The 25,258-nt window shown below is 66.8% G+C and carries 21 protein-coding genes and 1 riboswitch; of the genes, 5 read left to right on the plus strand and 16 right to left on the minus strand.

The window, feature by feature from the left end:
* Positions 1–154: 154 nt before the first annotated feature.
* Positions 155–2,182 carry a sodium-translocating pyrophosphatase gene (locus VG556_RS19110; RefSeq protein WP_100450568.1) on the plus strand — a complete coding sequence of 676 codons (2,028 nt, stop codon included), beginning with the start codon at positions 155–157 and terminating at the stop codon, positions 2,180–2,182.
* 78 nt (positions 2,183–2,260) lie between these two features.
* Here VG556_RS19110 and VG556_RS19115 read toward each other — a convergent pair whose 3' ends face one another.
* The 5 genes from VG556_RS19115 to VG556_RS19135 are packed head-to-tail and all read right to left on the minus strand — an operon-like array spanning position 2,261 to position 5,213.
* The gene (locus VG556_RS19115; protein ID WP_100450569.1) at positions 2,261–2,980 is read right to left on the minus strand and encodes an energy transducer TonB; all 720 of its coding nucleotides are present in this window, start codon (positions 2,978–2,980) and stop codon (positions 2,261–2,263) included.
* Entirely contained in the window at positions 2,977–3,402 is a 426-nt protein-coding gene (gene exbD / locus VG556_RS19120) for a TonB system transport protein ExbD (RefSeq protein WP_100450570.1), read from the minus strand. The genes VG556_RS19115 and exbD overlap by 4 nt, the downstream gene beginning before the upstream one ends.
* Positions 3,403–3,411: 9 nt before the next feature.
* Entirely contained in the window at positions 3,412–4,140 is a 729-nt protein-coding gene (gene exbB / locus VG556_RS19125) for a tonB-system energizer ExbB (protein ID WP_100450571.1), read from the minus strand.
* Complete coding sequence (locus VG556_RS19130) at positions 4,127–4,594, minus strand: YbaN family protein (protein ID WP_014648319.1); 468 nt, start codon at positions 4,592–4,594, stop codon at positions 4,127–4,129. Before VG556_RS19130 ends, exbB begins: the two co-directional genes overlap by 14 nt.
* 31 nt (positions 4,595–4,625) lie before the next feature.
* Positions 4,626–5,213: a biliverdin-producing heme oxygenase gene (locus VG556_RS19135; RefSeq protein WP_100450572.1), complete on the minus strand. Its 588-nt coding sequence runs from the start codon at positions 5,211–5,213 to the stop codon at positions 4,626–4,628.
* Positions 5,214–5,319: 106 nt separating this feature from the next.
* Here VG556_RS19135 and VG556_RS19140 point away from each other — a divergent pair, with 106 nt between their 5' ends.
* Positions 5,320–5,577 carry a DUF2789 domain-containing protein gene (locus VG556_RS19140; protein ID WP_006390068.1) on the plus strand — a complete coding sequence of 86 codons (258 nt, stop codon included), beginning with the start codon at positions 5,320–5,322 and terminating at the stop codon, positions 5,575–5,577.
* A 152-nt stretch (positions 5,578–5,729) separates the two neighbouring features.
* Here the strand turns inward: VG556_RS19140 and VG556_RS19145 are convergent, their stop codons facing one another.
* From VG556_RS19145 to VG556_RS19165, 5 genes are all read right to left on the minus strand, one after another.
* On the minus strand, positions 5,730–8,648 hold the full coding sequence (locus VG556_RS19145) for a TonB-dependent receptor (RefSeq protein WP_100450573.1): 2,919 nt from the start codon (positions 8,646–8,648) through the stop codon (positions 5,730–5,732).
* Between the two features lie 256 nt (positions 8,649–8,904).
* A complete protein-coding gene (locus VG556_RS19150; RefSeq protein WP_049408701.1) occupies positions 8,905–9,840 on the minus strand; it encodes a FecR family protein in 936 nt (311 codons plus the stop codon).
* Positions 9,841–9,945: 105 nt separating this feature from the next.
* Complete coding sequence (locus VG556_RS19155) at positions 9,946–10,446, minus strand: RNA polymerase sigma factor (protein WP_100450574.1); 501 nt, start codon at positions 10,444–10,446, stop codon at positions 9,946–9,948.
* Positions 10,447–10,530: 84 nt separating this feature from the next.
* Entirely contained in the window at positions 10,531–11,004 is a 474-nt protein-coding gene (locus VG556_RS19160) for a hypothetical protein (protein ID WP_100450575.1), read from the minus strand.
* Positions 11,004–11,495 carry a hypothetical protein gene (locus VG556_RS19165; RefSeq protein WP_053495208.1) on the minus strand — a complete coding sequence of 164 codons (492 nt, stop codon included), beginning with the start codon at positions 11,493–11,495 and terminating at the stop codon, positions 11,004–11,006. Before VG556_RS19165 ends, VG556_RS19160 begins: the two co-directional genes overlap by 1 nt.
* A gap of 187 nt (positions 11,496–11,682) precedes the next feature.
* Here VG556_RS19165 and ppa point away from each other — a divergent pair, with 187 nt between their 5' ends.
* Entirely contained in the window at positions 11,683–12,219 is a 537-nt protein-coding gene (gene ppa, locus VG556_RS19170) for an inorganic diphosphatase (RefSeq protein ID WP_005410935.1), read from the plus strand.
* Between the two features lie 152 nt (positions 12,220–12,371).
* Positions 12,372–13,493, plus strand: a complete 1,122-nt coding sequence (locus VG556_RS19175) for an HDOD domain-containing protein (RefSeq protein ID WP_100450576.1) — start codon at positions 12,372–12,374, stop codon at positions 13,491–13,493.
* Between the two features lie 59 nt (positions 13,494–13,552).
* On the opposite strand, the gene VG556_RS19180 is transcribed toward VG556_RS19175, so the two are convergent.
* The 6 genes from VG556_RS19180 to thiC form a co-directional block, all read right to left on the minus strand.
* The gene (locus VG556_RS19180) at positions 13,553–13,762 is read right to left on the minus strand and encodes a hypothetical protein (protein ID WP_014648325.1); all 210 of its coding nucleotides are present in this window, start codon (positions 13,760–13,762) and stop codon (positions 13,553–13,555) included.
* Between the two features lie 169 nt (positions 13,763–13,931).
* Entirely contained in the window at positions 13,932–16,781 is a 2,850-nt protein-coding gene (locus VG556_RS19185) for a TonB-dependent receptor plug domain-containing protein (protein WP_014648326.1), read from the minus strand.
* 49 nt (positions 16,782–16,830) lie between these two features.
* Entirely contained in the window at positions 16,831–17,730 is a 900-nt protein-coding gene (locus tag VG556_RS19190; protein ID WP_032955994.1) for a helix-turn-helix transcriptional regulator, read from the minus strand.
* 115 nt (positions 17,731–17,845) lie between these two features.
* A complete protein-coding gene (locus VG556_RS19195) occupies positions 17,846–20,170 on the minus strand; it encodes a winged helix-turn-helix domain-containing protein (protein WP_423180039.1) in 2,325 nt (774 codons plus the stop codon).
* A gap of 259 nt (positions 20,171–20,429) precedes the next feature.
* Positions 20,430–21,101 carry an ion channel gene (locus tag VG556_RS19200; RefSeq protein WP_014648329.1) on the minus strand — a complete coding sequence of 224 codons (672 nt, stop codon included), beginning with the start codon at positions 21,099–21,101 and terminating at the stop codon, positions 20,430–20,432.
* A gap of 93 nt (positions 21,102–21,194) precedes the next feature.
* Entirely contained in the window at positions 21,195–23,039 is a 1,845-nt protein-coding gene (thiC, locus tag VG556_RS19205; protein ID WP_032955989.1) for a phosphomethylpyrimidine synthase ThiC, read from the minus strand.
* 82 nt (positions 23,040–23,121) lie between these two features.
* A riboswitch (TPP riboswitch) is annotated at positions 23,122–23,223 on the minus strand.
* Between the two features lie 265 nt (positions 23,224–23,488).
* Between thiC and VG556_RS19210 the strand changes: the two genes are divergently transcribed.
* Positions 23,489–25,066 carry a BCCT family transporter gene (locus tag VG556_RS19210; RefSeq protein ID WP_049408706.1) on the plus strand — a complete coding sequence of 526 codons (1,578 nt, stop codon included), beginning with the start codon at positions 23,489–23,491 and terminating at the stop codon, positions 25,064–25,066.
* Positions 25,067–25,258: the final 192 nt, after the last annotated feature.

Raw genomic sequence — 25,258 nt, forward strand, 5'->3', positions numbered from 1 at the left:
CGCATACTGCAGGCACCAGGGAATGCTGAACACCGCCATACGTCGGACGACCACCAAGGTCGGTACGGGTTGGTTCCAGGCTGCAGCCCGTCGTCCCCCTCGTGGTGCCGTTCATCGCCACTGGATGCCTACATCCATTCTGCGGAGGGGTCTAATGCTGGAACGTCACGGGCTGTCACTGGCGCTGGGCTGCGCCATTCTCGCGATCCTGTTCGGAATCGTCTCGGCGCGCTGGATCCTGCGCCAACCCACCGGCAATGAACGCATGGTTGCGATCGCCACCGCGATCCAGGAAGGTGCGCGTGCCTACCTCAACCGTCAGTACCTGACCATCGGCATCGCCGGCGTGGTGCTGTTCGTGCTGGTCGGGGTGTTCCTCAGCTGGTACACCGCGATTGGTTTCGCGGTCGGTGCGGTGCTGTCCGGCGCCGTCGGCTACATCGGCATGAACGTGTCGGTGCGCGCCAACGTGCGCACCGCGGAGGCGGCGCGCCAGGGCATCAGCGCGGCGATGGACGTCGCCTTCCGCGGCGGCGCGATCACCGGCATGCTGGTGGTCGGGCTGGGCCTGCTGGGCGTGGCAGGCTACTACGCACTGCTGCTGCGCATGGGCCTGCCGATGGAGCAGGCGCTGCACGCGCTGGTCGGGCTGGCGTTCGGTTCGTCGCTGATCTCGATCTTCGCGCGGTTGGGCGGCGGCATCTTCACCAAAGGAGCCGACGTCGGCGCCGACCTGGTCGGCAAGGTCGAAGCCGGTATTCCCGAAGATGATCCGCGCAACCCGGCGGTGATCGCCGACAACGTCGGTGACAACGTCGGTGACTGCGCCGGCATGGCCGCCGACCTGTTCGAGACCTACGCGGTGACCGTGATCGCCACCATGCTGCTGGGCAGCCTGATGCTGGCCGAGGCCGGCGCCAACGCGGTGCTCTACCCGCTGGTGCTGGGCGGCGTATCGATCATCGCCTCGATCATCGGTGCGCTGTTCGTCAAGGTGAAGCCGGGCGGCTCGATCATGGGGGCGCTGTACAAGGGCGTGATCGTCTCCGGCGTGCTGGCGGCGATTGCGTTCTATCCGATCACCACCGGGCTGATGTCCGACAACGTGCATGGGCCGATGGCGCTGTATGGCTGCGCGTTGATCGGGTTGGTGCTGACCGGGCTGATCGTGTGGATCACCGAGTACTACACCGGCACCCAGTACAAGCCGGTGCAGCACGTGGCGCAGGCCTCGACCACCGGCCATGGCACCAACATCATCGCCGGCCTAGGCATTTCGATGAAGTCCACCGCGCTGCCGGTGGTGGCGGTGTGTGCGGCGATCTGGGGAGCCTTCGCGCTGGGCGGCCTGTACGGCATCGCCATCGCCGCTACTGCGATGCTGTCGATGGCCGGCATGATTGTCGCCCTCGATGCCTACGGCCCGATCACCGACAACGCCGGTGGCATCGCCGAAATGGCCGAGCTGCCCTCGGAGATCCGCGACATCACCGATCCGCTGGATGCAGTGGGCAACACCACCAAGGCAGTGACCAAGGGCTATGCGATCGGATCGGCGGCGCTGGCCGCACTGGTGCTGTTCGCCGACTACACCCACAACCTGCAGGCGGCCAATCCCGGCCAGGAGTTCCGCTTCGATCTCAGCGACCACACGGTGATCATCGGCCTGCTGATCGGCGGCCTGATTCCCTACCTGTTCGGTGCGATGGCGATGGAAGCGGTCGGCCGCGCCGCCGGTGCGGTGGTGGAGGAAGTGCGCCGCCAGTTCCGCGAGATCCCCGGCATCATGCAGGGCACCGGCAAGCCCCAGTACGACAGGGCGGTGGACATGCTGACCCGCTCGGCGATCCGCGAAATGATCGTGCCGTCATTGCTGCCGGTGGCGGTGCCGGTGGTGGTCGGCTTGCTGCTGGGGCCACGCGCGCTGGGCGGCCTGCTGATCGGCACCATCGTGACCGGCCTGTTCGTGGCCATTTCGATGACCACCGGCGGCGGTGCCTGGGACAACGCCAAGAAGTACATCGAGGATGGCCACTTCGGCGGCAAGGGCAGCGAGGCACACAAGGCGGCAGTGACCGGCGACACCGTCGGCGATCCGTACAAGGACACCGCCGGCCCGGCGATCAATCCGCTGATCAAGATCATCAACATCGTGGCGCTGCTGCTGGTGCCGCTGTTGTAGATCCGCGCCATGCGTGGATGACGGCCTCGATGGGGTCAGAGCCCTTTCCTGCGGAAAGGGATCCGACCCCACCGTCAATCACCGCCCACGCAGGAAGAACGACACCGGCACCATCACTTCCACCGGGTCGCCGGCCATTTCGGCCGGCGGCGCCGGCAGCGGGCTGGCCCGCTGCACGGTGTCCAGCGTCTCCTGGTCGAGCAGCGCGAAGCCACTGCTGCGGCCCAGTTTCAACCCCGAGACCGCGCCATCGCGGGCCACGGCAAAGCGCACGTAGACCACGCCCTGCTGGCGCAGCCGCTCGGCCTGGCGCGGATAGCGCCGATGCTTCTGCAGATGCCCGAGCAGGCGCCCTTCCCAGGTTGCCTCGGCGCGACTGCGTTCGCCGGCCGTGGTCTGCGGTGCGGTGTAGCGTGCGGCCGCGTCGGCCGCCACCTGCGGCGGTGCGCTGGTCTGTGCAACGTCGGTGTCAGCGGTGTCCGGCGAGGGCGTCGGCTCCGGCGTACGCGGCGGTGGCAGGTCACCCTGCGGCTGTGCCGGCGCCTTCGGCTGCTCGCGCAGGGCCGGCTTCGGCACCTGCCGCTGCTGTTGCTGCTGCAGCGGGCCGGTGGCGACCTCGCGCGGCGGCACCGGCGGTGCCTGCACCATCGGTGCCAGCTCCAGCGTCAGCGCTGCCGGGGGAGCCGTTGCAGCCTGCACCGGTGCGCGCGCCACCCACCAGCAGGCCGCGCCGATCAACAGCGCGTGCACCAGCAGTACGATCGCCAGGCTGGTCGCCCAGCGCCGCAGTCCGCTCATTGCGTGCGCTGCTCCAGGCTGACCAGTGCCACCTTCAGGTAGCCCGCCGCACGCAGCGCATCCAGGGTGGCCATCAGTTCGCCGTAGGGCACGCGGGTGTCGGCGCGCAGGAAGATGCGTTGCGCGGTATCACTGTGGGTGGCCACCTGCAATGCAGCCGCCAGCCCGTCACGCGCCACCGCCTGCTCGCCGACGCGCAGCGACAGGTCGGCCTGCACGGTCACGTACACCGGTGCCTGTTCCGGCGGCGCGGCATTGGCGCTGCTGGCCGGCAGCTGCACCGGCACCGACACCGTGGCCAGCGGTGCGGCCACCATGAAGATGATCAACAGCACCAGCATCACGTCGATGAAGGGCGTGACATTGATCTCGTGCGCTTCTTCGGGGGCATCGTCGCGGTCGGACGCGGTCCTGATCGCCATCGTCGCGCCTCAGTGCACCGCGCGCAGCGGCGCCGCAGCGGCACGCGGGACGGCACGATCAAGATCGCGCGACACCAGCTGCTGCACGGCGGCCGACAGATCGCCGAGCAGCCCCCGCAGGCCGGCCAGCACGCGGCTGAAATGGTTGTAGACCAGCACCGCGGGAATCGCCGCGACCAGGCCGAGCGCTGTCGCCAACAGGGCCTCGGCGATGCCGGGCGCAACCACCGCCAGGCTGGTGGTGTTGCTGTGGGCGATGCCGATGAAACTGTTCATGATCCCCCACACCGTACCGAACAGGCCGACGAACGGCGCCACCGCGCCGATGCTGGCGAGCGCGCCGATACCGCGCCGCTGCACGCGCGCGGTTTCCAGCTCGATGCGTTCCAGGCGCGAGGCGACGCGCTCCTTGATGCCGTCGTGGCTGTCCAGCTCCTGCGACAGGCGCAGTTCGGTGCGTGCAGCGTCCAGCATCGTCAGTGCGGCGCCCTGTCGCAGGGTCGCTTCCTCGCTCTGCGTCGGCAGCTGTGCGCACTGCAGCAACAGCGCGCGTGCCGCACGCAGCTGCCGGGCCTGCCGCGCCAGCTCCCAGCCCTTGGCCAGCAGCACGGTCCAGGTGGCCAGCGACGCCAGTGCCAGCGCGATCATCACGGCCTTCACCACCACGTCGGCGGCCAGGTACATGCCCCACGGGGTCAATGCGGGGGCGGCCACAGGGGCCAGGTCAGCAGGCAGCATCGTCTCGGTTTCCATCAGCATCAGGGGTCGCTGCGCGACGGCGGGTCGCACGCGGATCATTGGCGTCGTCCACTTCCACGACCGGATGGGGCTGCAGCCGCGGCGCGGGTCGGCTGAGCACGTAGCCGGCGCTGACCGCGAAGAACAGGCCCACGCCCAGCAGCAGGCGCCACGACGGGTGCGCTCCCCAGCAGAACAGCGCAAAACCCACGGCCATGCCGGCACTGGCGAACGCCTTGCCCTTTCGCGACACCGCACCCTGCTCACGCCACAGCCGCAGTGACGGGCCGTAGCGCGGATGCGCCAGCAGGCGCTGCTCGAACTTCGGCGAGCTGCGTGCGAAGCAGCCCACGGCGAGGATCAGGAAGATGGTGGTCGGCATCACCGGCAGCAACGCGCCGATCACCCCGAGGACGACCATCAACCACCCCAGCGCGAACCAGAGCCAACGCATCAGCGCTGCATCCGCAGGCGGGCACCAGGCATCAGGCGAATTCCACTTCGACGTGGCCGTGCACGCTGCGGAACGCGGCGTCGGCCGCATCGATCACCTGCTGCTCCTGCCTGGCACTCAGCGGTACCGCGTCCAGCGCGGCGGTGAACTCGCGCCAGTGGCGCGCCGCGCCATCCGGATGCGCGGCCAGGTGGCGGGCGCCGAAATCACGATCCAGGCCGAGCCTGGCGGCCATCTTGTACAGAATGGTGCCGCCGAGGTTGGACCCTTCGGCCACATACAGCCACCCCAACGCGGCGGGCAGTTCCAGATCGAACGGCAACGCCGCGATGTCGGCCCCGGGCAGCGTCTGCTCCAGATCCTGCAGGTCGCGCGCCACCTGGGCCAAGCGGCGGCGCTCGCCCAGGTCCGGCAGCAGTGCGTCCAGCGCAGGGTTGGCATACAGCGCATCGATGCTGCGATGGAAGCGGTACTGCACGCGCAGGAACCGGGCGAAGTTGCTGCGGTCGGCGAAGATGTCACCGGCCATGATGCGCTTGTCCAGGGCGCCATGGCTGTCGCGGGTGGCGGCCTTGAGCCGCAGGCTGCGGCTGTCTTCAGGGGCGATATGTGCGTTCATGGGGGATGCCAAGGGGGTCGTCCTGCTGTAGACGTTCGCCACGGGTCTTTCCCCAAGGCTATGTGCGCCGATAATGGCGCATCCCTTCTTACCGCAGGAACCGACGATGATCACCACCGAACCGCGCATGACCAACCTGTTCCTGCAGCTGGGCCTGGACGCCAGCGCCGAGGGCATCGCCCGCTTCATCCGCGAGCACCAGCTGGCCACCGATGTGGAAGTGGTCGAGGCGCCGTACTGGAACGATGCGCAGCGCCAGTTCCTGTCCGAGTCGCTGCAGGCCGATGCGGCATGGACCACCGTGGTGGATGAGCTGAACGAGTCGCTGCACGAGGACGCGGTGAAGGCGGCGACGGGGCTGTAAGCGGGGTATCCCGCGCTGTTGGGGTCAGAGCCCTTTCCGCAGGAAAGGGATCCGACCCCGCCGCTCGCCCTTTCCGCAGGAAAGGGATCCGACCCTGCCGCTCGCCCTTTCCGCAGGAAAGGGATCCGACCCCAGCGCTCATCCGCGACCGATCAGTACTTCCAGGTCAGCGCCAGCCGCGCGGTGCGGCCCGGTGCCGGCATCACGCCCAGGGCCAGCGGGTCCAGGTAGTAGCGGTCGGTCAGGTTGTCCACGCCGGCTTCCACCGAGAGCTGGTCGTTGAAGCTCCAGCTGGCGAACAGGTCCACCAGCGTGGTTGGCCGGTACAGCTGCTGGATCGCCGACAGGCCCACGTTCCAGTCCTTGTCCAGCTTGCTGATCGGGCCGGCGTTGTGGACCACGCGGGTGCCGAAGGTCAGGCGCTCCTCGAACAGGCGCGAGCCCAGGGTCAGGTTGACCATGTAGCGCGGCGGGTTCTGGGTATTGGTGTACGAGCCCTCGAAGCCGCCGTCCACGCAGTCGGGCGTGTTGGCCAGCTCGCCGTTCCTGCGCTGCGCCCCATAGGCACGGCGCTCGGCGGCGATGTCCGGCGCGCAGGTCTTGGCCTTGAAGTAGTAGTGCGCGGACAGATCGGCAAATACCTTGCCGCTGTCATAGCTGGACTGGAACTCCATGCCCGAGACCTTGAACTGGTCGACGTTGCGGATCAGGCCCGCCGACAGCGTGCGGTAGTCACGGGTGATCAGGTCGTCGATACGGGTATCGAAATACGCCAGCTTCAGCGCCAAGCGGTCGCCGGCAGTGAACAGGTCGTAGCGGAGGGTGCTGGCGCCGATTTCCCAGCTGCGCGCGCGCTCCGGCTTAAGCTCGCCCACCGGCTTGGCGGCGGTGAACAGGCCCAGCGTGGTCTCGAACAGGCTCGGCAGCTTGGTGCCTTCGGCGTACTTCACGTAGACCATGGTGTCTTCGCTGAAGCGATAGGCCACGCTGGCGGTCGGCGAGAACGCGCTGTCGCGGCGGCGGATCGGCTGCGACCAGCTCCAGCTGACCGGCACTTCCAGATCCTGCGCCTTGCCAGCGTCGTAGAAGTTCCAGCCACCGATGTCGGCCACCGTACCCTTCTTGTACGGCGAGGCCAGCAGCGATTCCCGGGTGAAGTTGCCGTTGGCATCCGGGTACCAGTTCAGCAGCGCGATGCGCTTGGCCCGCCACGACGGTAGCGCCGGGTTGCCATTGAGCAGTTCGGTATAGCGGTACTGACCCTGTACCTCATAGGCATCGGGCGTGGCCAGGCGGTTGCGGTCTTGCACATCCACGCGGTTCCAGCGGCCGCCGGCCAGCAGTTCCCAATGCTCATCGGGCTGCCACTTCAGCGAGGCCACGGCGCTGTACTCCTTGCGCTCGGCGTTGCGCAGGAAACGGTTGTTGACCAGGTCGTCGTGCATGACCGGCGCCGAACTGCCCGGCGCGATGTCTTCGTCGCTGTAGGACAGTCCGTAGTCGAGGGTGAACGCACCGGCGCGGGTGTCGAACCTGGAGGTACTACTGGCATCCAGGCCGAAGCGTTTGTGCCGCAGCGGATTGCGGTAGGCATCCTTGTAGCCGGGGTCACCGCTGAAGCTGGGCGCGTCATACCACTCGGTGCGGCGGTCGAAGTACCACGGCGTGATGCCGGTCAGGCTGTTGTACATCACGCTGTCGGTGTCGGTGTACGCGGCATTGACGCGCAGGTCGATCAGCTCGCTGTCCGGATTGAAGCGGTAGCGCAGGCTGTAGCTGTCCATGTCGACGTGGCCCGGATCCCACTGTGGAATGCGGTCACGATCCACGCGGATGATCTGCGAGGCCATGATCTCGCCGGCAGTGCCTTCATAGCGGCGGTAGCCGGCTTCCAGCGTCTGCGTGTCGTCGATGCGCCAGGTGCCCTTGAGCAGCGCCGACTTCGAGCGCGAAGAGGTATTGAAAACCTCGGTGCGCGGCGGATTCAGCGGCGCCAGCGTGCGCCGATCCTGCGGGAAGTCGTCGTAGCCGTGGCGGCCGGAGAAGTAGTTGCCGTTGTCACGGTAGGCGTAAGCGGCGACCAGATCGAAGCGGTCCCAGTGCCCTGCGGCGGCCACGTTGAAGAACTGGCTGCCGGTGGCGCTGCGATCGGTGCGCGGTGCCGCACTGTAGGACGGCAGGCTGTTGGCACTGCCATTGGCCAGGCCGCCGCGCACGCGCACGCCGACGTCGCGGCCCTCGCGCAGCACGTCACCGATCTTCAACGTCTCCATCTCGACCACGCCGCCGATGCCACCGGACGCGTTGGCCTGCAGGCTCGGGCCCTTGGTGATGGTCAGGCTGGAGATCAGGTCCGGGTCGAGGTAGGTGCGCTGCGACTGGCCGGCGTAGCCACGGTAGGTATCCATGCTGGACTGGCCACCGTCGATGATCACCGGCACGCGGCCCTGGCCCTGGATACCGCGGATGTTGACGTCGAAGCCGTTGCCCACGCGCGGATCACCGGCGGTGACACCGGCCACACCCTTGACGATGTCGCCGTTGGAGGTGCCGCGGAAACGCTCCAGATGCGTGCGATTGAGCGTGGTGGTCGAACCCACGCTGCGATAGCTGTCGAGCAGGCGTGCTTCATCACTGGTCGCGCCGCTCCCGACGCGGTCGCCGGCCACACTCAGCGTGTCGGTGACGATCACACCACTGTCGGCCTGCAACGGCGTTGCCGCTTCCAGGGTGACCGCATCGGCGCTGACCCGGCGCACTGCCAGGCCACTGCCCTGCAGCAGCTGCTGCAGCGCCTCGTTGGCCGACAGGCTGCCGCCGACCGCGCGAGAGGTTACGCCACGTGCCAGCGATGCGGGATAGACCACCTGCACACCGGACTGGCGCATGTAGCTGCGCAGCGCGTCATCCAGCGGTTGCGCCGGAATATCGAAGCGCAGCACGGCCGCGTGGTCGCTGCTGGCGCTCTGCGCCAGTACGGACGGCGCGGCACTGGCCAGGCCGGCGGCGAGCAACGCGATGCACAGGCGGGACGGGCGCAGCACGCGGCCCGGGCGATGGAAGTCGAACATGGGGGAACCTGTCAGGTAATCGGTGCCGCGAACGCGGCGTCATCCGCAACACGGGCGGACACGGCGACGTACGTGGCGGCGGCGGGTACGTTCGCGGAGTAAGACGGATGAAAGCGTGGCAACCCCAAGGGGATTTGCAGTCGAAGCAGGTGCCGACGGTTGCGCGCCCGGTTGCAGTGGTGGGCGCCGACGGTTGCGTGGCTGGTTGCAGTGGTGGGTGCCGACCGTTGGTCGGCACCGGGGCAATGGCGTGGATCTACCGATGGACGATGGCGACGCCGAGCGGCAGCCGGGTCACCTGCAATCCAGCCGTCGCGGCCAGCGCATCCAGCGCCTGTTCCGGGCGGTCGATGCGCAACGCCGCGCTTACCGCCGGCAGCTGCGATAGATCACCACGCACGAAGGTCGGGCCAGCGCGATAGCGCCCCACCCATTGCACCGCGTCAGCGACGCGGGCCTGTTCCAACAGCAGCTCGCCCTGACGCCAGGCGCCGACGCTGTCGGCCGCAACGTCCCCCAATCGCCTCACCCCACTGTGTTCACCGTAGGCCGCGCGCTGGCCCTGCTGCAGGTAGGTCCAGCCACCGTCAACCGGGCTGGCCATCCGTACCCTGCCCTGCCCGACCTGGGTTTCCACCTGGTCGTGACCCCGCGCCACGGTGAAGGCGGTCGAGATGTCCTCGACCACGCCATTGCCGGCGCGCACGCTGAAACGTCGCTGCGCGTCCGGACTGACCTCGAACCAGGCACGCCCGCGCAACAGCTCGACCTGGCGGGCGTTCGCATCAAAGTGCACGGCAATCGCACTGTCGGCGTCCAGCACCGCACGGCTGCCATCAGGCAGCAGTACGTTCTGCACCTGGTGCGTGCTGCGGTGATCGGACTGCAGGCGCAGCCACGCCTCCGGCCATGCCACCAGCATCGCCAGCATTGCCGCCGCAGCCATGGCCCAACGCCGTCGGCGCGGGCGTCGACCAGCCACGCGGGCCGGCTGCGCTCGCGGCCCGACGCTGCGCCACAGCGCGCGCTCGTGTTCGAAGGCCCTGCGGTGCCCCGGCTGTTGCAGCCAGTGTTCGAACGCCTGCATGCGCGCGTCGCTGATATCGCCCGAGGCCAGCCACGCGATCCAGTCCCGGGCCTGCTCGGCCAGGGCATCGTCATTGGCGGCAGGCAGCATGTTCGGCGGGCTCATCGGCTGGCGGACAGGCGCATTCAAGCGCGGGGCGGAGAAACTGGACCGCATCCACGGTCCAATGATCAAGACGTTTGCGCGAAGGCCAGCCCCAAGGCGGCGCGATCATCGGCCGCTGCGGGCCCAGGCCAGGCGCTGCAGCGCGGTGCGTACGTGATTCTCCACCGTGGTCACCGATACCCCAAGGCGGCGTGCGATCTCGGCCTGGGTCAGGCCCTGAAGGCGGTTGAGCCGGAAGATGGTGCGGGTCGGCTCCGGCAGATGGCCGGCCGCGTCGAGTACCCGCTGCAGCTCGTCCTGCGCCATGGCCTGCTCTTCGGTGGAGATCGCCTCGTCCGGCCCCCACAGGTAGTGATCGGCCAGCAGGCGGTTGCGCCGGGTCGACTCGCGGCCGTGGTCGGTGGCGAGGTTGGCGGCCAATCGATACAGATAGGCGCGTGGGTTGTCGATGGCCTGGCTGTCATCGACCCCACGGGCCTTGAACCACACCGCCTGGATCACGTCCTCGGCGCCGTTGTCGCCCCCCAGTATCCGTTGCACCCGGCGCAGCAGCGCTGGCCGCTCGCGGATCAGCAGTTCGGTGAGGGAGGCAGCATTGGAGGACATGCGCGGAGCCGGGACGACAGACGGGAGGCGCCGCGCATGCTACTCCGCAAATGCGAATCAGTCACGTTTGCATTGTCGAAATGGTCACAGGCAATCAGTCAGCCCCTCGTAAACGTGGGTGCTGGTTCCGGGCAGGGTGGCATTCAGAGCTTCATGCCCGGCGCGCTCCCACGCTGCCAGCAGCTCGTCCAGGCGGGTTCCCGCCGCCAGTGGCAGCATGCAGGCATAGCGTCCCTGGTCAACATCGATCTGCCCGGTCTTCTGGACCCAGGAGTAGCTCCCGGCGAACGTCCAGACACAACGGGCCACGACACCGGTGGCCCGCTGCACTGAGCAGCGCAAGCGCATCGCCCGCAGGTTGTAATACTGCCCTTCGCAGAAGGTATCCCCACAGATATCGTCAAAGCCGCGCACCAACAGACGTTCGGCCGCCAGAAAGCGCTCGCGCCCGGTTGCCGGATTCGGGTAGTCACGGGCATCGACAAATTGAGGGGTCGCCTGGGCGTTGGCTGCCATCAGCAGCGCGCAGACCAGCCATCGTGCCGGGAAGACGCGCATCACCCCACCCTCCCGGTCTTCCGGAGGCAGTCCGGCAGCGCGTCGAACAGGCCATGGTCAAGTCCAGGCAGGTTCGCCGTCAGGCCATCTGGTGCTTCCAGTGAAGCATGGAAGGCGTCAACAGGTACCCCTGGCCCCAACTCCAACGGACAGACCCAGCGGCCATTGTCGACCTGCACCTCCCCGGTATCGGCGTGCACGGCCAGCTCGCTGGCCACCACCACCCAGGCACAGCGCTGCACCGTTCCGCGATGGGCCAGCACCGCGCAGCGGACCTCCATCACCCGGTAGTTGCTGTACTCACCTTCGCACCAGGTATCGGCACAGAGCCGGTCGAACTCCCTTGCCAGGGCGGCCTGCAGCCCGTAGGCGCGCTCCCAGTTGGCCTCGGGCCGGGGGTAATCGATCAGGTCCACGTGCAGACCGCGGGCGGAGACAGGCAGGGACGCCAGCAACAGCACGACCCCCATGCATCGGGCATACCAGGACATCGGCGGAACTCCTCGGGAATGAGCGTCCAGCCTGCGCCGGCCTGCCCTCCTGCCCCATCGGCCAAGGGCAGCGCGCCCCGTCAGGCCTTGCCGCCTCGGCAGGTCGGCGACCCGCCCGCTGCACAGCGCCCGGCAAAGGCATAAAATGGTGAGCTATCCGTCTATATCCCCCCACCTGGAGCACACCATGGGTCTGGAACTCGTCTCGCCCGGCAAGAACCCGCCGGAAGAAATCAACGTCATCATCGAGATCCCGAAGGACTCGGAGCCGGTGAAGTACGAAGTGGACAAGGAAACCGGCGCGATCTTCGTCGACCGCATCCTCTCCACCCCGATGCGCTACCCGTGCAACTACGGCTACGTGCCGAGCACGCTGTGTGGCGACGGCGATCCGGCCGACGTGCTGGTGGTGCTGCCGCTGCCGCTGGTGCCGGGCTCGGTCGTGCGCTGCCGTCCGGTCGGCGTGCTGAAGATGAGCGATGAGGCGGGCAGCGACGAGAAGATCCTGGCCGTGCCGGTCTCGAAGATCTTCAGCGGCTACGCCCACGTCGAAGACATCGCCCAGGTCTCGAGCCACTGGCTGGAGCGCATCGGCCACTTCTTCGAGCACTACAAGGACCTGGAGAAGGGCAAGTGGGTCAAGCTGGACGGTTGGGGCGGCGCCGCTGAGGCCAAGCAGATCCTGATCGAGGCGCACCAGCGCCATCTCGACAGCAAGGCCTGAGCCTGAACCGGATCGCTCCGGCGGCACCCTGCCGGAGCGATGCGGGTCACGTTTCATGACGACGGCACATCACTCTTGCTGCCGTATTAGGTAAATTGCGTCACTTCACACGTCATCGACATCCATCGTCGAGACAGCCAGGGGAATGTGTCGTGCGTATTCTGCTTGTTGGGGATGCAGCCAGCCTGCCGGCCGAGCTGACCGAATTCATTGCCGATCTTGGGGAAGACTGGCAGCCGTTGACCACCACCGATGGCCAGGCCGCGATGACCGCGGTGGCCACGCAGGGCGTGGACGCGGTGATCGTCTGCCCGCAATTGCCGGATCTCAATGCCACCACGCTGCTGGGGCAGATCCGGACCTTGCGCCCGGAGACCATCCGCATCGCGCTGGTCGATGCGCAGCATGGCAACCGGCCGCCGCCGGCGCGCCTCATTGGTGTCGCCCACCGCTTCCTGCCGCTGCCGCTGGCGCCGGAAGTGCTGCTGGAGGCACTGACCAGCCTGGAAGAACTGCGCGAAGTGCTGGACAGCCCGCGCCTGCGCGATGCCATCGGCCGTATCGAGAAACTGCCCTCGCCGCCGCACCTGTACCTGAGCCTGACCCAGGCCCTGGAACATGACGACGACGCCGACAGTGCCGATGTCGCCAAGCTGGTCGCCGCCGATCCGGCGATCGCCGCCAAGGTGCTGCAACTGTCGAACTCGGCCTTCTTCAGCCAGGGCCGCACCATTGCCGACCTGCGCACCGCCGTGACCCGGCTGGGCCTGGCCACGCTGCGTGACCTGGTGCTGGCCAGCGAAGTGTTCTCCGCACCGACGCTGTCGGCCGCCGAGCGCAACTCGCTGCAACAGCGCGCACTGCTGGCCTCGCGGCTCGCCGCACGCCTGCTGCCCGAATCCAGTGCCGAACTGGGAGCGACTGCCGCGCTGCTGGCCGACATCGGCCTGCTGCTGCCAGGTGTGCGCAACGAGCGCAGCGAGCCCTCGCTGGCCGGCGACACCCGCCCTGGCCATGCCGAGGCCGGCGCCTACCTGCTGGGCCTGTGGGGCCTGCCGATGCCGATCATCGAAGCGGTGGCCTTCCACCTGCAGCCGCAGCGCGCCAACACCCGCAGCTTCTGGGTGACCGGTGCGGTGCACGTGGCCCTGGCGCTGGTCAATGGCGACCCGGTGGACGAGGACTACCTGCAGCGCGCAGGCGTGCTGAACAAACTGCCGCAATGGCGCGAACACGCCAATGCGCTGATGGGACTGGTGCCCAGCGACGCCTGAGCGCGTTGCATGATGTCCGGATGACAGAGGGCGCACCCACAAGGTGCGCCCTTTCCATGTCAGCGGGTACCGCAGGCGTCCTGCACGCAGCGACGGTACTGCGACTCGCAGATGACCGGTGACTTGCCACTGGCCAGGCACTGCTGGCGGAACTCCTCGCAGTAGAGCCCACCGCCGCAGACCCCGAGGCCCTGCGCGAACACTGCGCCCACCAGCGTTGCGTAGATCAATGCAGCGGCCGATGCCTGCCGCAGCAACGTGTTCTTCATATCCCTCTCCACATGCAAGCGTCCGGTAGTGGACCTCCTGACTGTGTTGATTACGACACGACGGGACCGTGACTGCGCTCACCTTCCAACAATTTCCGGAATTCCCCTACAAGAAAAAGGGCGGACCTTGCGGTCCGCCCTCCTTCTGTTGCTACCGCACTTCGATGGATCAGAAGCGCTGGGTGTACTTCATGTACAGGAAGCGACCCACGTCGAAGCCGCCGTAGTAGGCGAACGCCGAGTTCGGAGCCGAGTACTGCAGGGCACCCTTGTGGTCGAACACATTGTTCGCGCCCAGGGCGATGGTCGCATCCCACGGCGCCTTCCAGCTGACCTGCAGGTCGTGGAAGGTGTTGGAACCGGTGTGACGCAGCGGATCGGTCTCACCGTTGGCCATGTGGTTCGGAGCATCGCACCAGCCGTCAGCCAGCGAGATGCAGCTTTCCTTCATGCCCGAGTAGTAGCGCGCGGTGTAGTTCACACCGAAATCGCCGTACTGCCAGTTGACGCCCAGGTTCGAACGCACGCGGAACAGGCCCGGCTCGCTGACGCGGCCGACCATGATGTTGTCACCCGCGCTGTTCTGGCGCTGCTCGTCGTACTTGGCGGTGTAGCTGGTCTGCCAGTCGATGCTGAACTGGCCAATGGCCAGTTCCGGCAGGCGGTACTTGATGCCCAGATCGTAGCCCTGGGTTTCCATCTTGCCGAGGTTGGCGGTGCCGTAGGTGATCGCACTGACGTGGCCGTCAGCCGCACGGGTCACGCTCGAGCAGCGCGAAGCGTTACCCAGCACGTAGCAGTCACGCAGGATGCGGTCGACGCTGTCAGCGATGATCATGTCGCTGATTTCGTACTTGTACCAATCCAGCGACACGTCCAGGCCCTGCACCCAACGCGGGCTCCACACCAGGCCGAAGGTGGTGCTCTTGGAGGTTTCCGGCTTCAGGTTCGGATTGGCACCCGAGATGAACTGGTCACCCGACTGGCACGGCAGGGTCGAACATTCCTTGCCTGCCTGGCCCAGCTGCACGTAGTTGGCCGGCACGCCTGCGCCGGAGCACGCGGCATTGCCTGCAACGCTGCCCGGAGCCTTCACGCCGCACGGATCGATGTAGGACTCGAAGCTCGAGCTCAGGCCACCGTACAGGTCGCTGATGGTCGGAGCGCGGAAGCCCTCGGCGTAGGTGCCGCGGACCAGCAGTTCATCCAGCGGACGCCAGGTCAGGCCGAACTTGCTGTTGGTGGTGCCACCGAAGTTGCTGTAGTCCGAATAACGGCTGGCAACGTTCAGGGTCAGTTCCTTGGCGAAGGCCATGTCGGCCAGCAGCGGCACGTTCAGTTCGAGGTAGACCTCGTTCAGATCGTACTGGCCGCGGGTCGGCTTCTGGCCCAGGCCGGTGGACTGGCCCGACTGTGCGAAGGCGTCCGGCACGTAGCTGCCTTCTTCCTTGCGGTGCTCGACACCCAGGGCGAAGCCCAGGTCGCCGGCCGGCAGGGTCACGATGGCGCCCGACAGGTTGGCGGTGAAGCTGGTGGTCTTGGTGACGCCACGGGTGGTGAAGGTCGGGAACAGGAAGTCCTGCAGCTCCTGGTTCGCCAGCGAGCCCTGACCCTCAACGCCGTACGGCAGCAGCGGGTTCCACGGACGGCAATCGCCCAGGATCGGGTTGGCGGCGGTGCCGCAGCGGGCAACGCCACCGGCATCGATGAACGACGGGCCCAGCGCCTGACGCGCGCCGATCAGGCTCATGTCACCGCGGTTGCTCTTGATCGACTCGTTGCGGTTCCACAGCGCGCCGACATCCCAGTCGAAGGTCTTGCCACCCAGCTCGAAGAAGCCGGTCAGGGTCGGAGCGAAGCGCAGGGTCTTCAGCTGGCTGTCAGTGGTACGCGGCACTTCCCACAGGCGGCGGCGGAAGCTGACGTCCTGGCCAACCGGGTTGAAGGCGCTGTCTGCCGACAGCGGGGTGTTGATCGACTTGGAAGCGGACTGGTACGGGTAGCCGGCGATCTGCTGGAACGTCTGGCGCTCGTTGTAGAGCACGTCGGTGTTCAGGCTGATCGAATCGGTGAAGTCGTAGGTGCCGTTGATGTAGACCGACTTGCGCTTCACACCGGTCAGCAGGGTCATCTGCTCGTTCGAGTTGGCGAACTCGTCTTCGGTGATCGCGTGGTAGTCGTTCGGGTTCTTCGGATTGCCACCCGGGTTCAGGGTCTGCCACACCGCGCTCGACTTGCTGCAGTCGTACAGCTTCGGGTTGCACCAGCTGCCGTTCTGGCTGATCGGGCTCCAATCAGCCGAGGTGGAGTTCGGACCCAGCGAGCCGTCACGGCTGTACCAGCGGTCCTTGGCCCACACCGGATCCTGCTTCGAGTACTCGGCCGACAGGGTCAGGCTGCCGCGCTCACCGCGGGCACCGAGGGTCATCGAATAGGTTTCGCTGTCGCCGTCGCCCTTGCCGTACTGGCCGACGTAGACATTGGCTTCGCCGCCGTCGAAGTTCTTGCGGGTGATCACGTTGACCACGCCGGCAATGGCGTCGGAACCGTAGATCGACGAGGCGCCGTCCTTCAGGATCTCGATGCGCTCAACGGCCGACATCGGGATCTGGCTCAGGTCCTGCAGACCCGAGGTCGAAGCGCCCAGGCGCTTGCCGTTCATCAGCACCAGGGTGCGCTCGGCGCCCAGGTTGCGGATGTCGACGTAGTAGCCGCCCACGTTCTCGCCCGAAGCCAGCGATTCCGAGCGCGAGATGGCCGGGGAGCCGGCCGAGGTCAGGTTGTTCAGCACGTCGGCGACGCTCGAGAAGCCCTGCTTTTCCAGGGATTCGCGGGTCATCGTCAGGATCGGCTGCTGGGTCTCCACCGAGGCGCCGCGGATGCGCGAGCCGGTGACCGAAATGCGGTCCAGGTCGGTGGTGCCCTTTGCTTCCTGAGCCGAAGCAAAGGCCGGCGCCAGCGCCAGCGCAATGCCGGCCGGCAGCAAGCCGAACCGCACTGCGGGATTACGAACGTTCATCTATCTCTCCAAGGTACGTGTTAGCAGCGTGTTAAAACACCCCAGCACGTTACGATTGCGTTGCAGCGCTGTATTTGCGCGAACCAACCGGAGACTTTGCGGATTGTGGCGGGAGCAAGCCGCCGTTCTCCCTGAAGCGCGACGCGGACTGGCCGTAGCGGGCGCGGAACGCACGCGCGAAGCTGCAGCAGTTGTCGAAGCCGCTGGCGGCGGCGACCTCGCCCACCATCATGTCGGTGTCGCGCAGCAGGTCGGCGGCGCGTTCGAGGCGCAGTCGTGCCGAAAGCGACTGCGGGCTTTCCTCGTACAGGCTCTGGAAGGTCTTGGAGAGGTACCAGCTGGAGAAGTTGGTCAGTTCGGCCAGTTCGCCGATGCGCACCACCCGGTGGCTGTTGCCTTCCAGATAGAGGCGCGCACGCTGCATGCGGCCGAACACCTGGCGCTTGCGGCTGCGCGAGCGGCCCGGGCAGCGCTGCACGTTGTCGGCCAGGCCACGCTGCAGGCCAGCAAGGTGCAGCAGCAGCGGACGCAAGGCCTGGGCCGGCTGGCCGCTGGCCAGCGCATCGCGCCACAAGCGCAGCGCAACGCGGGCGTCACTGCGGTTCATGCGGCCACGACCGGCATACAGGCCACAGTCGGCCATCTCGGTCAGCACGCGAAGCGCTTCAACGTTCAGGTTCAGGCCAACGCACAGCCCGTTGCGACCGGCCTGCACCAACGGCCGCGATTCCTTCTCGAAGGCGATCCACTCGCCCTGGCGCAGGCGGAATCGTCCTTCCTTGGCCTCCACCCACGAACTGCCACGCACCTGCATCCAGACAGTGAAGCTGGAGCCGGCGGTCTGCAGGCTGCCCAGCCGGGCCACGCCCAGGCAGGTCGGCGTGACATCGTCGAGCGACCGGTCCAGGGAGACGGTTTGGCCGCGATCGGCCAGCGAGAGTTGACGCATGGGGGCACCACGGATTTGCCTAGTACAGGACTCCGTTTTGCCTAATCAGGCGACACCGCGTCAGGAAAGTCCGACGAGATCGCCACGAATTCGCGACGAGATCCCGACGAAGAAATTACGAAGGCCCATTTCCCCTGAAAAACAACAACTTGGAGAACGCCGGGAACAGCGCGGGGGGGCGTTCGGGCAACCGCATCACACCGATGTCGGCACCATCGCTGACCGCCATCGCCACGAACAGGTCACGCCCGTCAGCGCTGGCGCTGAGTCCGTTGCCGGCGCTGAGCCGTTCCGCATCCAGGCAGCGTTCCGGCTCCTCGCGGCCGGGCAGGATGCGCACGAAGGTGGTGCCACACGTGCTCGAAGTGCCGAGGTAACCGACGCCACTGTTGCCGGCCACGGTCCAGGCCCGGTATCGCCAGCGGCTGGGCCGGTCATCGCTGATCTGCTGCACGCTGCCCGACGACAACGCGGCATCGGCCGACCACAGGCCACCGGCGGCCAGGCGGGTGAACAACACGCGGCCACTGCTGCGGTCGAAGCGCGCCTGCGACACCCCTTCGATGCTGGCCAACCGGCGCCAGGGCTGGGTGCTGCGGTCGAACAGACTCAACCGGGTGCGCTGGTCGGCATCGCGCTCGACCACAAACACCTGCTCCGGCGACGCGCCATACAGGGCCTGCAGCGGCTGTTCGGCCGGGACCGGCAAAGGTTGCAGGCGTTCATCGCGTGGCGCGATCTCGTAGACCACCGTGCGCCCATGCGCGTCGCGGCCGACCACGAGCAGCTGGCGGCTGTCGGCCGACCAGTCCGGTGCCTGCCGCGCTTCCGGCCGCAGCCCTTCAATGGGGCGCAGCGAATCCGGCCGCTGCATGTCCGCCCACCACAGGGCGAAGCTGCCGGAGCGATCCGAGGTGAAGACCAGCTGGCGGCCATCGGGCGCTGCCATCGGCTGCCCATCGCGGCCACTGGATGCAAACAGGCGCTCGGGCGCGCCGCTGCCCTGCACCGGCACCTTGAACACGCCGAACTGCGCGCGCCGGTGGACGAAGGCCAGCATCCCACCACGTCGCGACACGGCGGGCCACTGCGCATCATCCAGGCCGGCATCGCGCAGCGTGTGCCGCTCGACGTCCAGATAATAGAGCCGCGCCTCGCTGTCGACGCGGCGACCGAACACGATGGTGCGGCCATCGTCCAGCCAGGCCCAACCGCGCAGCTCTGCCGCCTCGTTGGTCAACTGCTCGGGCGTACCGCCCGCGGCCGGCACCCGCCACAGATCGCCCAGCTGCGGGTTGCGCACGAACACCAGCCATTGCCCATCGGGCGAGTAACGCGGTGCGTAGTCGAAGTCGTCCTGGTCGACGCTGTACGCCAGCGCGCGCCACTGACCACTGGCCAGGTCCAGCACGCGGATGCCACGGTGCGCGTAGCGCCCGACCATGCTGCCGAACACCAGGCCGCGACCATCGGGCGTCCAGTCGAAGCTGAGCAGCTCGGTGCCATCGCAGCGCGTGGCCTGGCGCAGTGCGCCACCGGTAGCGCTGGCGATCAGCACCTGGCAGCCACCGTCGGCAGAGAACCGTGCGAAGGCAATTTCGCGACCATCCGGCGACCAGTTCGGGAATCGATCGACGGCACCGGCCGGCGGCGCCAGCAACTGGCGCGCCGGCGCGTTGCCGGAGGTCTGTACCTTGATCGCACCACCGCCATTGCCATCTTCGTTGGCGCCTTCATAGGCCACCAGCGAACCATCCGGTGACAGCGTGGGATAGGTTTCAAAGCCGCTGGTTGCGGTGATCAACCGATAGGGACGCTGGGGGCTGCCGATCACCCGCGTGCCGTTCTCCACGGCGGCCTCCACCGGCGAACTGCTGGCCGGTGCGCGGCGCAGCAGCAGCGTGGTCATCACCAGCAGCGTGGCCAGCATCAACACGCCCAGCGCCAGCAGCACGCGGCGGCGGACATGGCGCCAGCGGCGGCGCGATTCCTGCGCGCGCGCGGGCAGCGCCGCGGCGGCGGCGAGTGCGGGCTGCACGTCCACACCTTCGTCGTCAGGCAAGCCCGCAGCCGACGGCTCCGCATCGTCCAGCGCCTGTACCGGTACCAGAAGCCGATAGCCGGTCTTGGCAATGGTCTCGATGTAGGCCTGGCCGCTGTCGTCGTCGTGGCTGAACGCCTTGCGCAGCTGGGTAACGGCCTGGGTCAGCACATCGTTGGTCGGCAGCGTGTCCGGCCACACCTCGGCGAACAACTCGTCGCGGGTGACCACACGGCCCGGCTGCCGCAGCAGCACGCGCAGCACGCCCAGCGCCTTCGGCGTCAGCCGGCGCGGACGACGCGCACCGACGACCTCGACTTCGCGCGAGGACAGAGTGACGATGCACTCTCCTATCCGTATCCGATCGGACACGGGTGGCTGTATTTCGCTGCTGTTCATTTTCTGCTACACAGTAGAGACAGGTCCCGGGCAGTGTTTGCCTTCGTTACGGTCCCGTCCTGGGAACAGCGAAAAGCCAGACTCCGCACAAAGCATCGGCGCATACCGCAAAAACAATCGAGCGCGCGAATACTAGCCTATGCAAGTTACCTCGCCTATCGCGTGGTCGACATCAGGCTCTCTCTCGCCGACGCATTCACATAATTCGCGACATCATTCGCGCCCTCTTGGGCGCGAAATTTTTATCTGGCGTTCATTTTCACATGCGCCGCAGCATGGTCAATCCGACCAGCCGCGAAACCACCAAAGCCACGTACATCACGCCGGAAAACTGCTCCAGCATGACCAGTGCTCGTGCCTGTGGATGAAGCGGCACGACATCACTCAAGCCGACTCCAGACAGCAAGCTGAAGCTGAGATAAAGCAGCTCCATCCAACTGCGCTGTGCCTGCCCGCCGGTGCCCTGGAAACTGCCCGGATACCACTGCTGGCACACCGCGAACGCGAAGGCGAACGCCCACGCCAGCAGGGTGAAGGTTGCGCCAGCTGCGAACAGTTCGTCGCGGGTGACCTTGTGGTCCTGGAGCATGTAGGCAATCAGGGCGCCAGCCGTGTAGAAGTACAGCAGGCTCTCCAGCACCTGCGCGGTGGTCAGCAATGCGGTGCGCTCGAGCAATGCGCCTGCCAACGAGAACACCACCGAGGGAATGGCCAGCAACAGCGCCAGCCAGGTGCCCAGCGGGCTGCGCTGGACCACCCACAGCGCCAGGCCGAGGACCGCCATGCCGAACATGCCCAGTGCCGCGCGGCCGGCGGCGGTGTCATCCAGCGCGGGATACAGCAGCACCGCCAGCAGCTGCGCGCCCAGCAACCAGGCCGAAGGATGCCGGCGGGCAATGGCCAGCCAACGGGTGGTCATGGCAACAGGCATGGTGTCCTTTCCCCGGGATGATGGGCGGAGGATAGCCGGGAGCGGCGTGATGAGCGGTAGTGCCGGCCGCGGGCCGGCACCACCGTCTGCGCATCACCCCTGGTGGTAGACCTCGGCACCCGCGGCGCGGAACTCCTCCGACTTCTCCTTCATGCCGGCCTCGGCGTAGTCACGCACATCCTGGGTGATCTTCATCGAACAGAAGTGCGGGCCGCACATCGAGCAGAAGTGCGACAGCTTGTGCGCATCCTTCGGCAGCGTTTCGTCATGGAACTCCCTGGCCTTCTCCGGATCCAGGCCAAGGTGGAACTGGTCTTCCCAGCGGAACTCGAAGCGCGCCTTGCTCAGTGCGTTGTCGCGTACCTGCGCGCCCGGGTGGCCCTTGGCCAGGTCGGCCGCATGCGCGGCGATGCGGTAGGCCATGATGCCGTCACGCACGTCCTGGCGATTGGGCAGGCCGAGGTGTTCCTTCGGCGTCACGTAGCAGAGCATCGCCGTGCCGAACCAACCGATCATCGCCGCACCGATCGCGCTGGTGATGTGGTCGTAGCCCGGCGCGATGTCGGTGGTCAGCGGCCCCAGCGTGTAGAACGGCGCTTCGCCGCATTCGCGCAGCTGCTTGTCCATGTTCTCCTTGATCAGCTGCATCGGCACGTGGCCGGGGCCTTCGATCATGGTCTGCACATCATGCTTCCAGGCGATCTTGGTCAGCTCACCCAGCGTCTCCAGCTCACCGAACTGCGCCGCGTCGTTGGCATCGGCGATGCAGCCCGGGCGCAGGCCGTCACCCAGCGAGAAGGTCACGTCATAGGCCTTCATGATCTCGCAGATGTCTTCGAAGTGCGTGTAGAGGAAATTCTCCCTGTGGTGCGCCAGGCACCACTTGGCCATGATCGAACCACCGCGGCTGACGATGCCGGTCACGCGCTTGGCGGTGAGCGGCACGTAGCGCAGCAGCACGCCGGCGTGGATGGTGAAGTAGTCCACGCCCTGCTCGGCCTGCTCGATCAGCGTGTCGCGGAAGATCTCCCAGGTAAGCGCTTCGGCGCGGCCGTCGACCTTCTCCAGCGCCTGGTAGATCGGCACGGTACCGATCGCCACCGGCGAGTTGCGGATGATCCACTCGCGGGTTTCGTGGATGTGCTTGCCGGTGGACAGGTCCATCACGGTGTCACCACCCCAGCGGATCGCCCACACCAGCTTCTCCACTTCCTCGGCAATGCCCGAAGAGACGGCGCTGTTGCCGATGTTGGCGTTGATCTTGGTCAGGAAATTGCGGCCGATGATCATCGGCTCGCTTTCCGGGTGGTTGATGTTGTTGGGCAGCACCGCACGGCCACGGGCGATTTCATCGCGCACGAACTCCGGCGTGATGATCTTCTGGATCGAGGCGCCGAACGCCTCGCCCGGGTGCTGCTGCAGCAGGCCGGCATCGCGGATCGCGTCCAGCCGCTGGTTTTCGCGGATGGCGACGAATTCCATTTCCGGCGTGATGATGCCGCGGCGCGCATAGTGCATCTGGGTGACGTTCGCGCCTGCACGTGCACGGCGCGGCAGGCTGCGTGTGGGGAAGCGCACAGCATCGAGCTTCGGGTCGTGCTCGCGATCGCGGCCGAACGACGAACTCAGGCCGTCGAGCTGTTCGGTATCGCCGCGCTCCTCCACCCAGCCACGACGCAGCGCCGGCAGGCCCGCGGACAGATCGATACGCGCGTCCGGATCGGTGTACGGGCCCGACGTATCGTAGACCGTGACCGGTGCATTCTCTTCGCCGCCGAACAGCGTCGGCGTGCGGGTCAACGCGATCTCGCGCATCGGCACCTGCAGATCCGGACGCGAACCGGGTACGTGGATCTTGCGCGAGCCGGGAATGGGCCGGGTCACGGATTCGGAGAGTTGCTGGGCCTGTTGCTGCAGGGCGGAGAGCTGTGCGTTCATCGGGCATCGTCCAGGAAGGTCAGGGACGAAGCGGCGGCGCACTGCGACCGCGCACGGACGGTCCTTGGGCGGTGTCCGGGCACGGCTGCACTGCAAAGCTTCCCTACGCCGGTATGAGCCGGATCAGGTTCCAAGGGACTGTCTCAACCGTGGCCACATGGCCGCGGTACCCCCGCTTCTTGGCGTGCATTAGAGCATAGACCGCCCGCTCCGGGAGTTGCCCCCGCGGTCAGATCCGCTTTCCTGTGGAAAGCGGATCTGATCCGGATCGTTGTTCGTTAACAGAACCATGACGTCGCGTTCAGTAACGTGCACGTCCGTCGCCCTCCAGCGACCGATGCGTCCTTCGCCGCCGACGCGGCCCCTGCCCGGTTCGCGCTGCATGCCGCCGGTCCTTCGCTGCAAGCTCTGCTCGCTCCCCTCAATCCCTTGATCGGAGAAGCTCCTTCATGGTGTTTCGCGTTTCCATCGCACTGGTTCTGCTGCTGGTGCTGCTTGCCGGTATTGCACCAGGCCCCTTCAATGCCGTGGTGCAGTCGATGCTGGCAGAAGTCATCCGCAGCGTCGGCTGGCTGTACCTGCTGGTGGTATTCCTGGCCCTGGTGTTCCTGATGTACCTGGCTTTCGGTCGCTTCGGCAACCTGCGCATCGGTGGCGAAGACGCCGAGCCCGAGTTCTCGCGAGCCAGCTGGATGTCGATGCTGTTCGCCGCCGGCATGGGCATTGGCCTGGTGTTCTGGGGCGCCGCCGAGCCCATTTCGCACTTCAGCAAGCCACCGGAAGGGCTTGCTCCGCAGAGCCTGGATGCGGCACGCGCCTCGATGCGCTATGCATTCTTCCACTGGGGCCTGCACCCGTGGGCCATCTATGCGCTGATCGGGCTGGCAATGGCCTGGTTCCAGTTCAACCGCAACGGCCGCGGCCTGGTCAGCGACATGCTGCAGCCGATCATCGGCCGCCACCATCGCGGCTGGATCGGTAGGGTGGTCAACATCGCTGCAGTGGTCGCCACCGCGATCGGTGTCGCGACTACGCTGGGCTTCGGCACCATCCAGATCGCCGCGGGCGTGGAACGCGTGTTCGGCCTGGAAGCTACGGTCCCGGTGCAGATGACCATCATCGCCATCGCCTTCGTGCTGTATATGGCCTCCACCGCCAGTGGCGTGGAGCGAGGTGTGAAGTGGCTGTCCAACTTCAACCTGGCGTTGGCTGCCCTGCTGGCGGCCATCCTGCTGGTGCTGGGGCCGACCGGATTCATCTTCGATACGTTCACCACCACGCTGGGCTCCTACCTCAACCAACTGGTGACGATGAGCCTGCGCATGTCACCGTTCTCCGGCAGCACATGGGTGGCCGACTGGACGATTTTCTACTGGGCCTGGTGGATTTCCTGGGCTCCGTTCGTGGGGTCGTTCATCGCACGCATCTCGCGCGGCCGCAGCGTGCGCGAGTTCGTGATCGGCGTAGTGCTCGCGCCGACGCTGCTGGGCTTCTTCTGGTTCGCCGTTTTCGGTGGAACGGCCTTGTGGGCACAGATCTTCGGCCATGCCGATCTGGTGCAGGCGCTGGGCAATGGATATGAGACGGTGTTGTTCACGTTGTTCGACAGCATGCCGCTGCCGCTGCTGCTGTCGTGCATCGCACTGGTACTGCTGATGATCTTCTTCGTGACCTCGGCCGACTCGGCGGTACTGGTTCTGGCCAGCATGTCCACTGACGAAGCTGGCGATCCTCCGTTGAAGCGCAAGCTGGCCTGGGGCATCGCGGTGGCGTTGATCGCAGCGGCCTTGCTGCTGGCCGGTGGCCTGGATGCACTGCAGGGCATGATCACGATTGCGGCGTTGCCATTCGCGCTGCTGATGGTGCTGGTGATGGTGTCGCTGTACCGCGTGCTCGACCAGGAGTACACGCGGGAGCGGCGGCAGGCGCAGCGCCAGCGGCACATGATCGATGCGTGGATCGCGCGCGAGATGGCGGCGCAGGAGGAGACCCAGGCCGAGGCCGCACGCGCGCACGATCAGGATTGAGGGTGTTTTGCAGCCTGCGGCTGCACCGCTTTTTTCAAGCAAGTGCAAGTGCAAGTGCAGAAGCCAAAGCGGCTCTGGGTTACTGCTGGCTGGGCGAGGCGGTGTGGGTGGGCAGGACACGCCGTGAACCCATCCATGGGGGCTCGATGGCGCCATCCATGGCGCCAACGGTCCTGCCCACCCACACCCCCC

Source organism: Stenotrophomonas sp. CASM106 (assembly GCF_049384825.1).
Classification (GTDB): Bacteria; Pseudomonadota; Gammaproteobacteria; order Xanthomonadales; family Xanthomonadaceae; genus Stenotrophomonas; species Stenotrophomonas muris.

Bases quoted from the DNA above. Each gene is read 5' to 3' on its own strand.
- VG556_RS19110 (WP_100450568.1), top strand. From the start codon at position 155: ATGCTGGAACGTCACGGGCTGTCACTGGCGCTGGGCTGCGCCATTCTC.
- VG556_RS19115 (WP_100450569.1), bottom strand. From the start codon at position 2,980: ATGAGCGGACTGCGGCGCTGGGCGACCAGCCTGGCGATCGTACTGCTG.
- exbD (WP_100450570.1), bottom strand. From the start codon at position 3,402: ATGGCGATCAGGACCGCGTCCGACCGCGACGATGCCCCCGAAGAAGCG.
- exbB (WP_100450571.1), bottom strand. From the start codon at position 4,140: ATGCTGCCTGCTGACCTGGCCCCTGTGGCCGCCCCCGCATTGACCCCG.
- VG556_RS19130 (WP_014648319.1), bottom strand. From the start codon at position 4,594: ATGCGTTGGCTCTGGTTCGCGCTGGGGTGGTTGATGGTCGTCCTCGGG.
- VG556_RS19135 (WP_100450572.1), bottom strand. From the start codon at position 5,213: ATGAACGCACATATCGCCCCTGAAGACAGCCGCAGCCTGCGGCTCAAG.
- VG556_RS19140 (WP_006390068.1), top strand. From the start codon at position 5,320: ATGATCACCACCGAACCGCGCATGACCAACCTGTTCCTGCAGCTGGGC.
- VG556_RS19145 (WP_100450573.1), bottom strand. From the start codon at position 8,648: ATGTTCGACTTCCATCGCCCGGGCCGCGTGCTGCGCCCGTCCCGCCTG.
- VG556_RS19150 (WP_049408701.1), bottom strand. From the start codon at position 9,840: ATGAGCCCGCCGAACATGCTGCCTGCCGCCAATGACGATGCCCTGGCC.
- VG556_RS19155 (WP_100450574.1), bottom strand. From the start codon at position 10,446: ATGTCCTCCAATGCTGCCTCCCTCACCGAACTGCTGATCCGCGAGCGG.
- VG556_RS19160 (WP_100450575.1), bottom strand. From the start codon at position 11,004: ATGCGCGTCTTCCCGGCACGATGGCTGGTCTGCGCGCTGCTGATGGCA.
- VG556_RS19165 (WP_053495208.1), bottom strand. From the start codon at position 11,495: ATGTCCTGGTATGCCCGATGCATGGGGGTCGTGCTGTTGCTGGCGTCC.
- ppa (WP_005410935.1), top strand. From the start codon at position 11,683: ATGGGTCTGGAACTCGTCTCGCCCGGCAAGAACCCGCCGGAAGAAATC.
- VG556_RS19180 (WP_014648325.1), bottom strand. From the start codon at position 13,762: ATGAAGAACACGTTGCTGCGGCAGGCATCGGCCGCTGCATTGATCTAC.
- VG556_RS19185 (WP_014648326.1), bottom strand. From the start codon at position 16,781: ATGAACGTTCGTAATCCCGCAGTGCGGTTCGGCTTGCTGCCGGCCGGC.
- VG556_RS19190 (WP_032955994.1), bottom strand. From the start codon at position 17,730: ATGCGTCAACTCTCGCTGGCCGATCGCGGCCAAACCGTCTCCCTGGAC.
- VG556_RS19195 (WP_423180039.1), bottom strand. From the start codon at position 20,170: ATGAACAGCAGCGAAATACAGCCACCCGTGTCCGATCGGATACGGATA.
- VG556_RS19200 (WP_014648329.1), bottom strand. From the start codon at position 21,101: ATGCCTGTTGCCATGACCACCCGTTGGCTGGCCATTGCCCGCCGGCAT.
- thiC (WP_032955989.1), bottom strand. From the start codon at position 23,039: ATGAACGCACAGCTCTCCGCCCTGCAGCAACAGGCCCAGCAACTCTCC.
- VG556_RS19210 (WP_049408706.1), top strand. From the start codon at position 23,489: ATGGTGTTTCGCGTTTCCATCGCACTGGTTCTGCTGCTGGTGCTGCTT.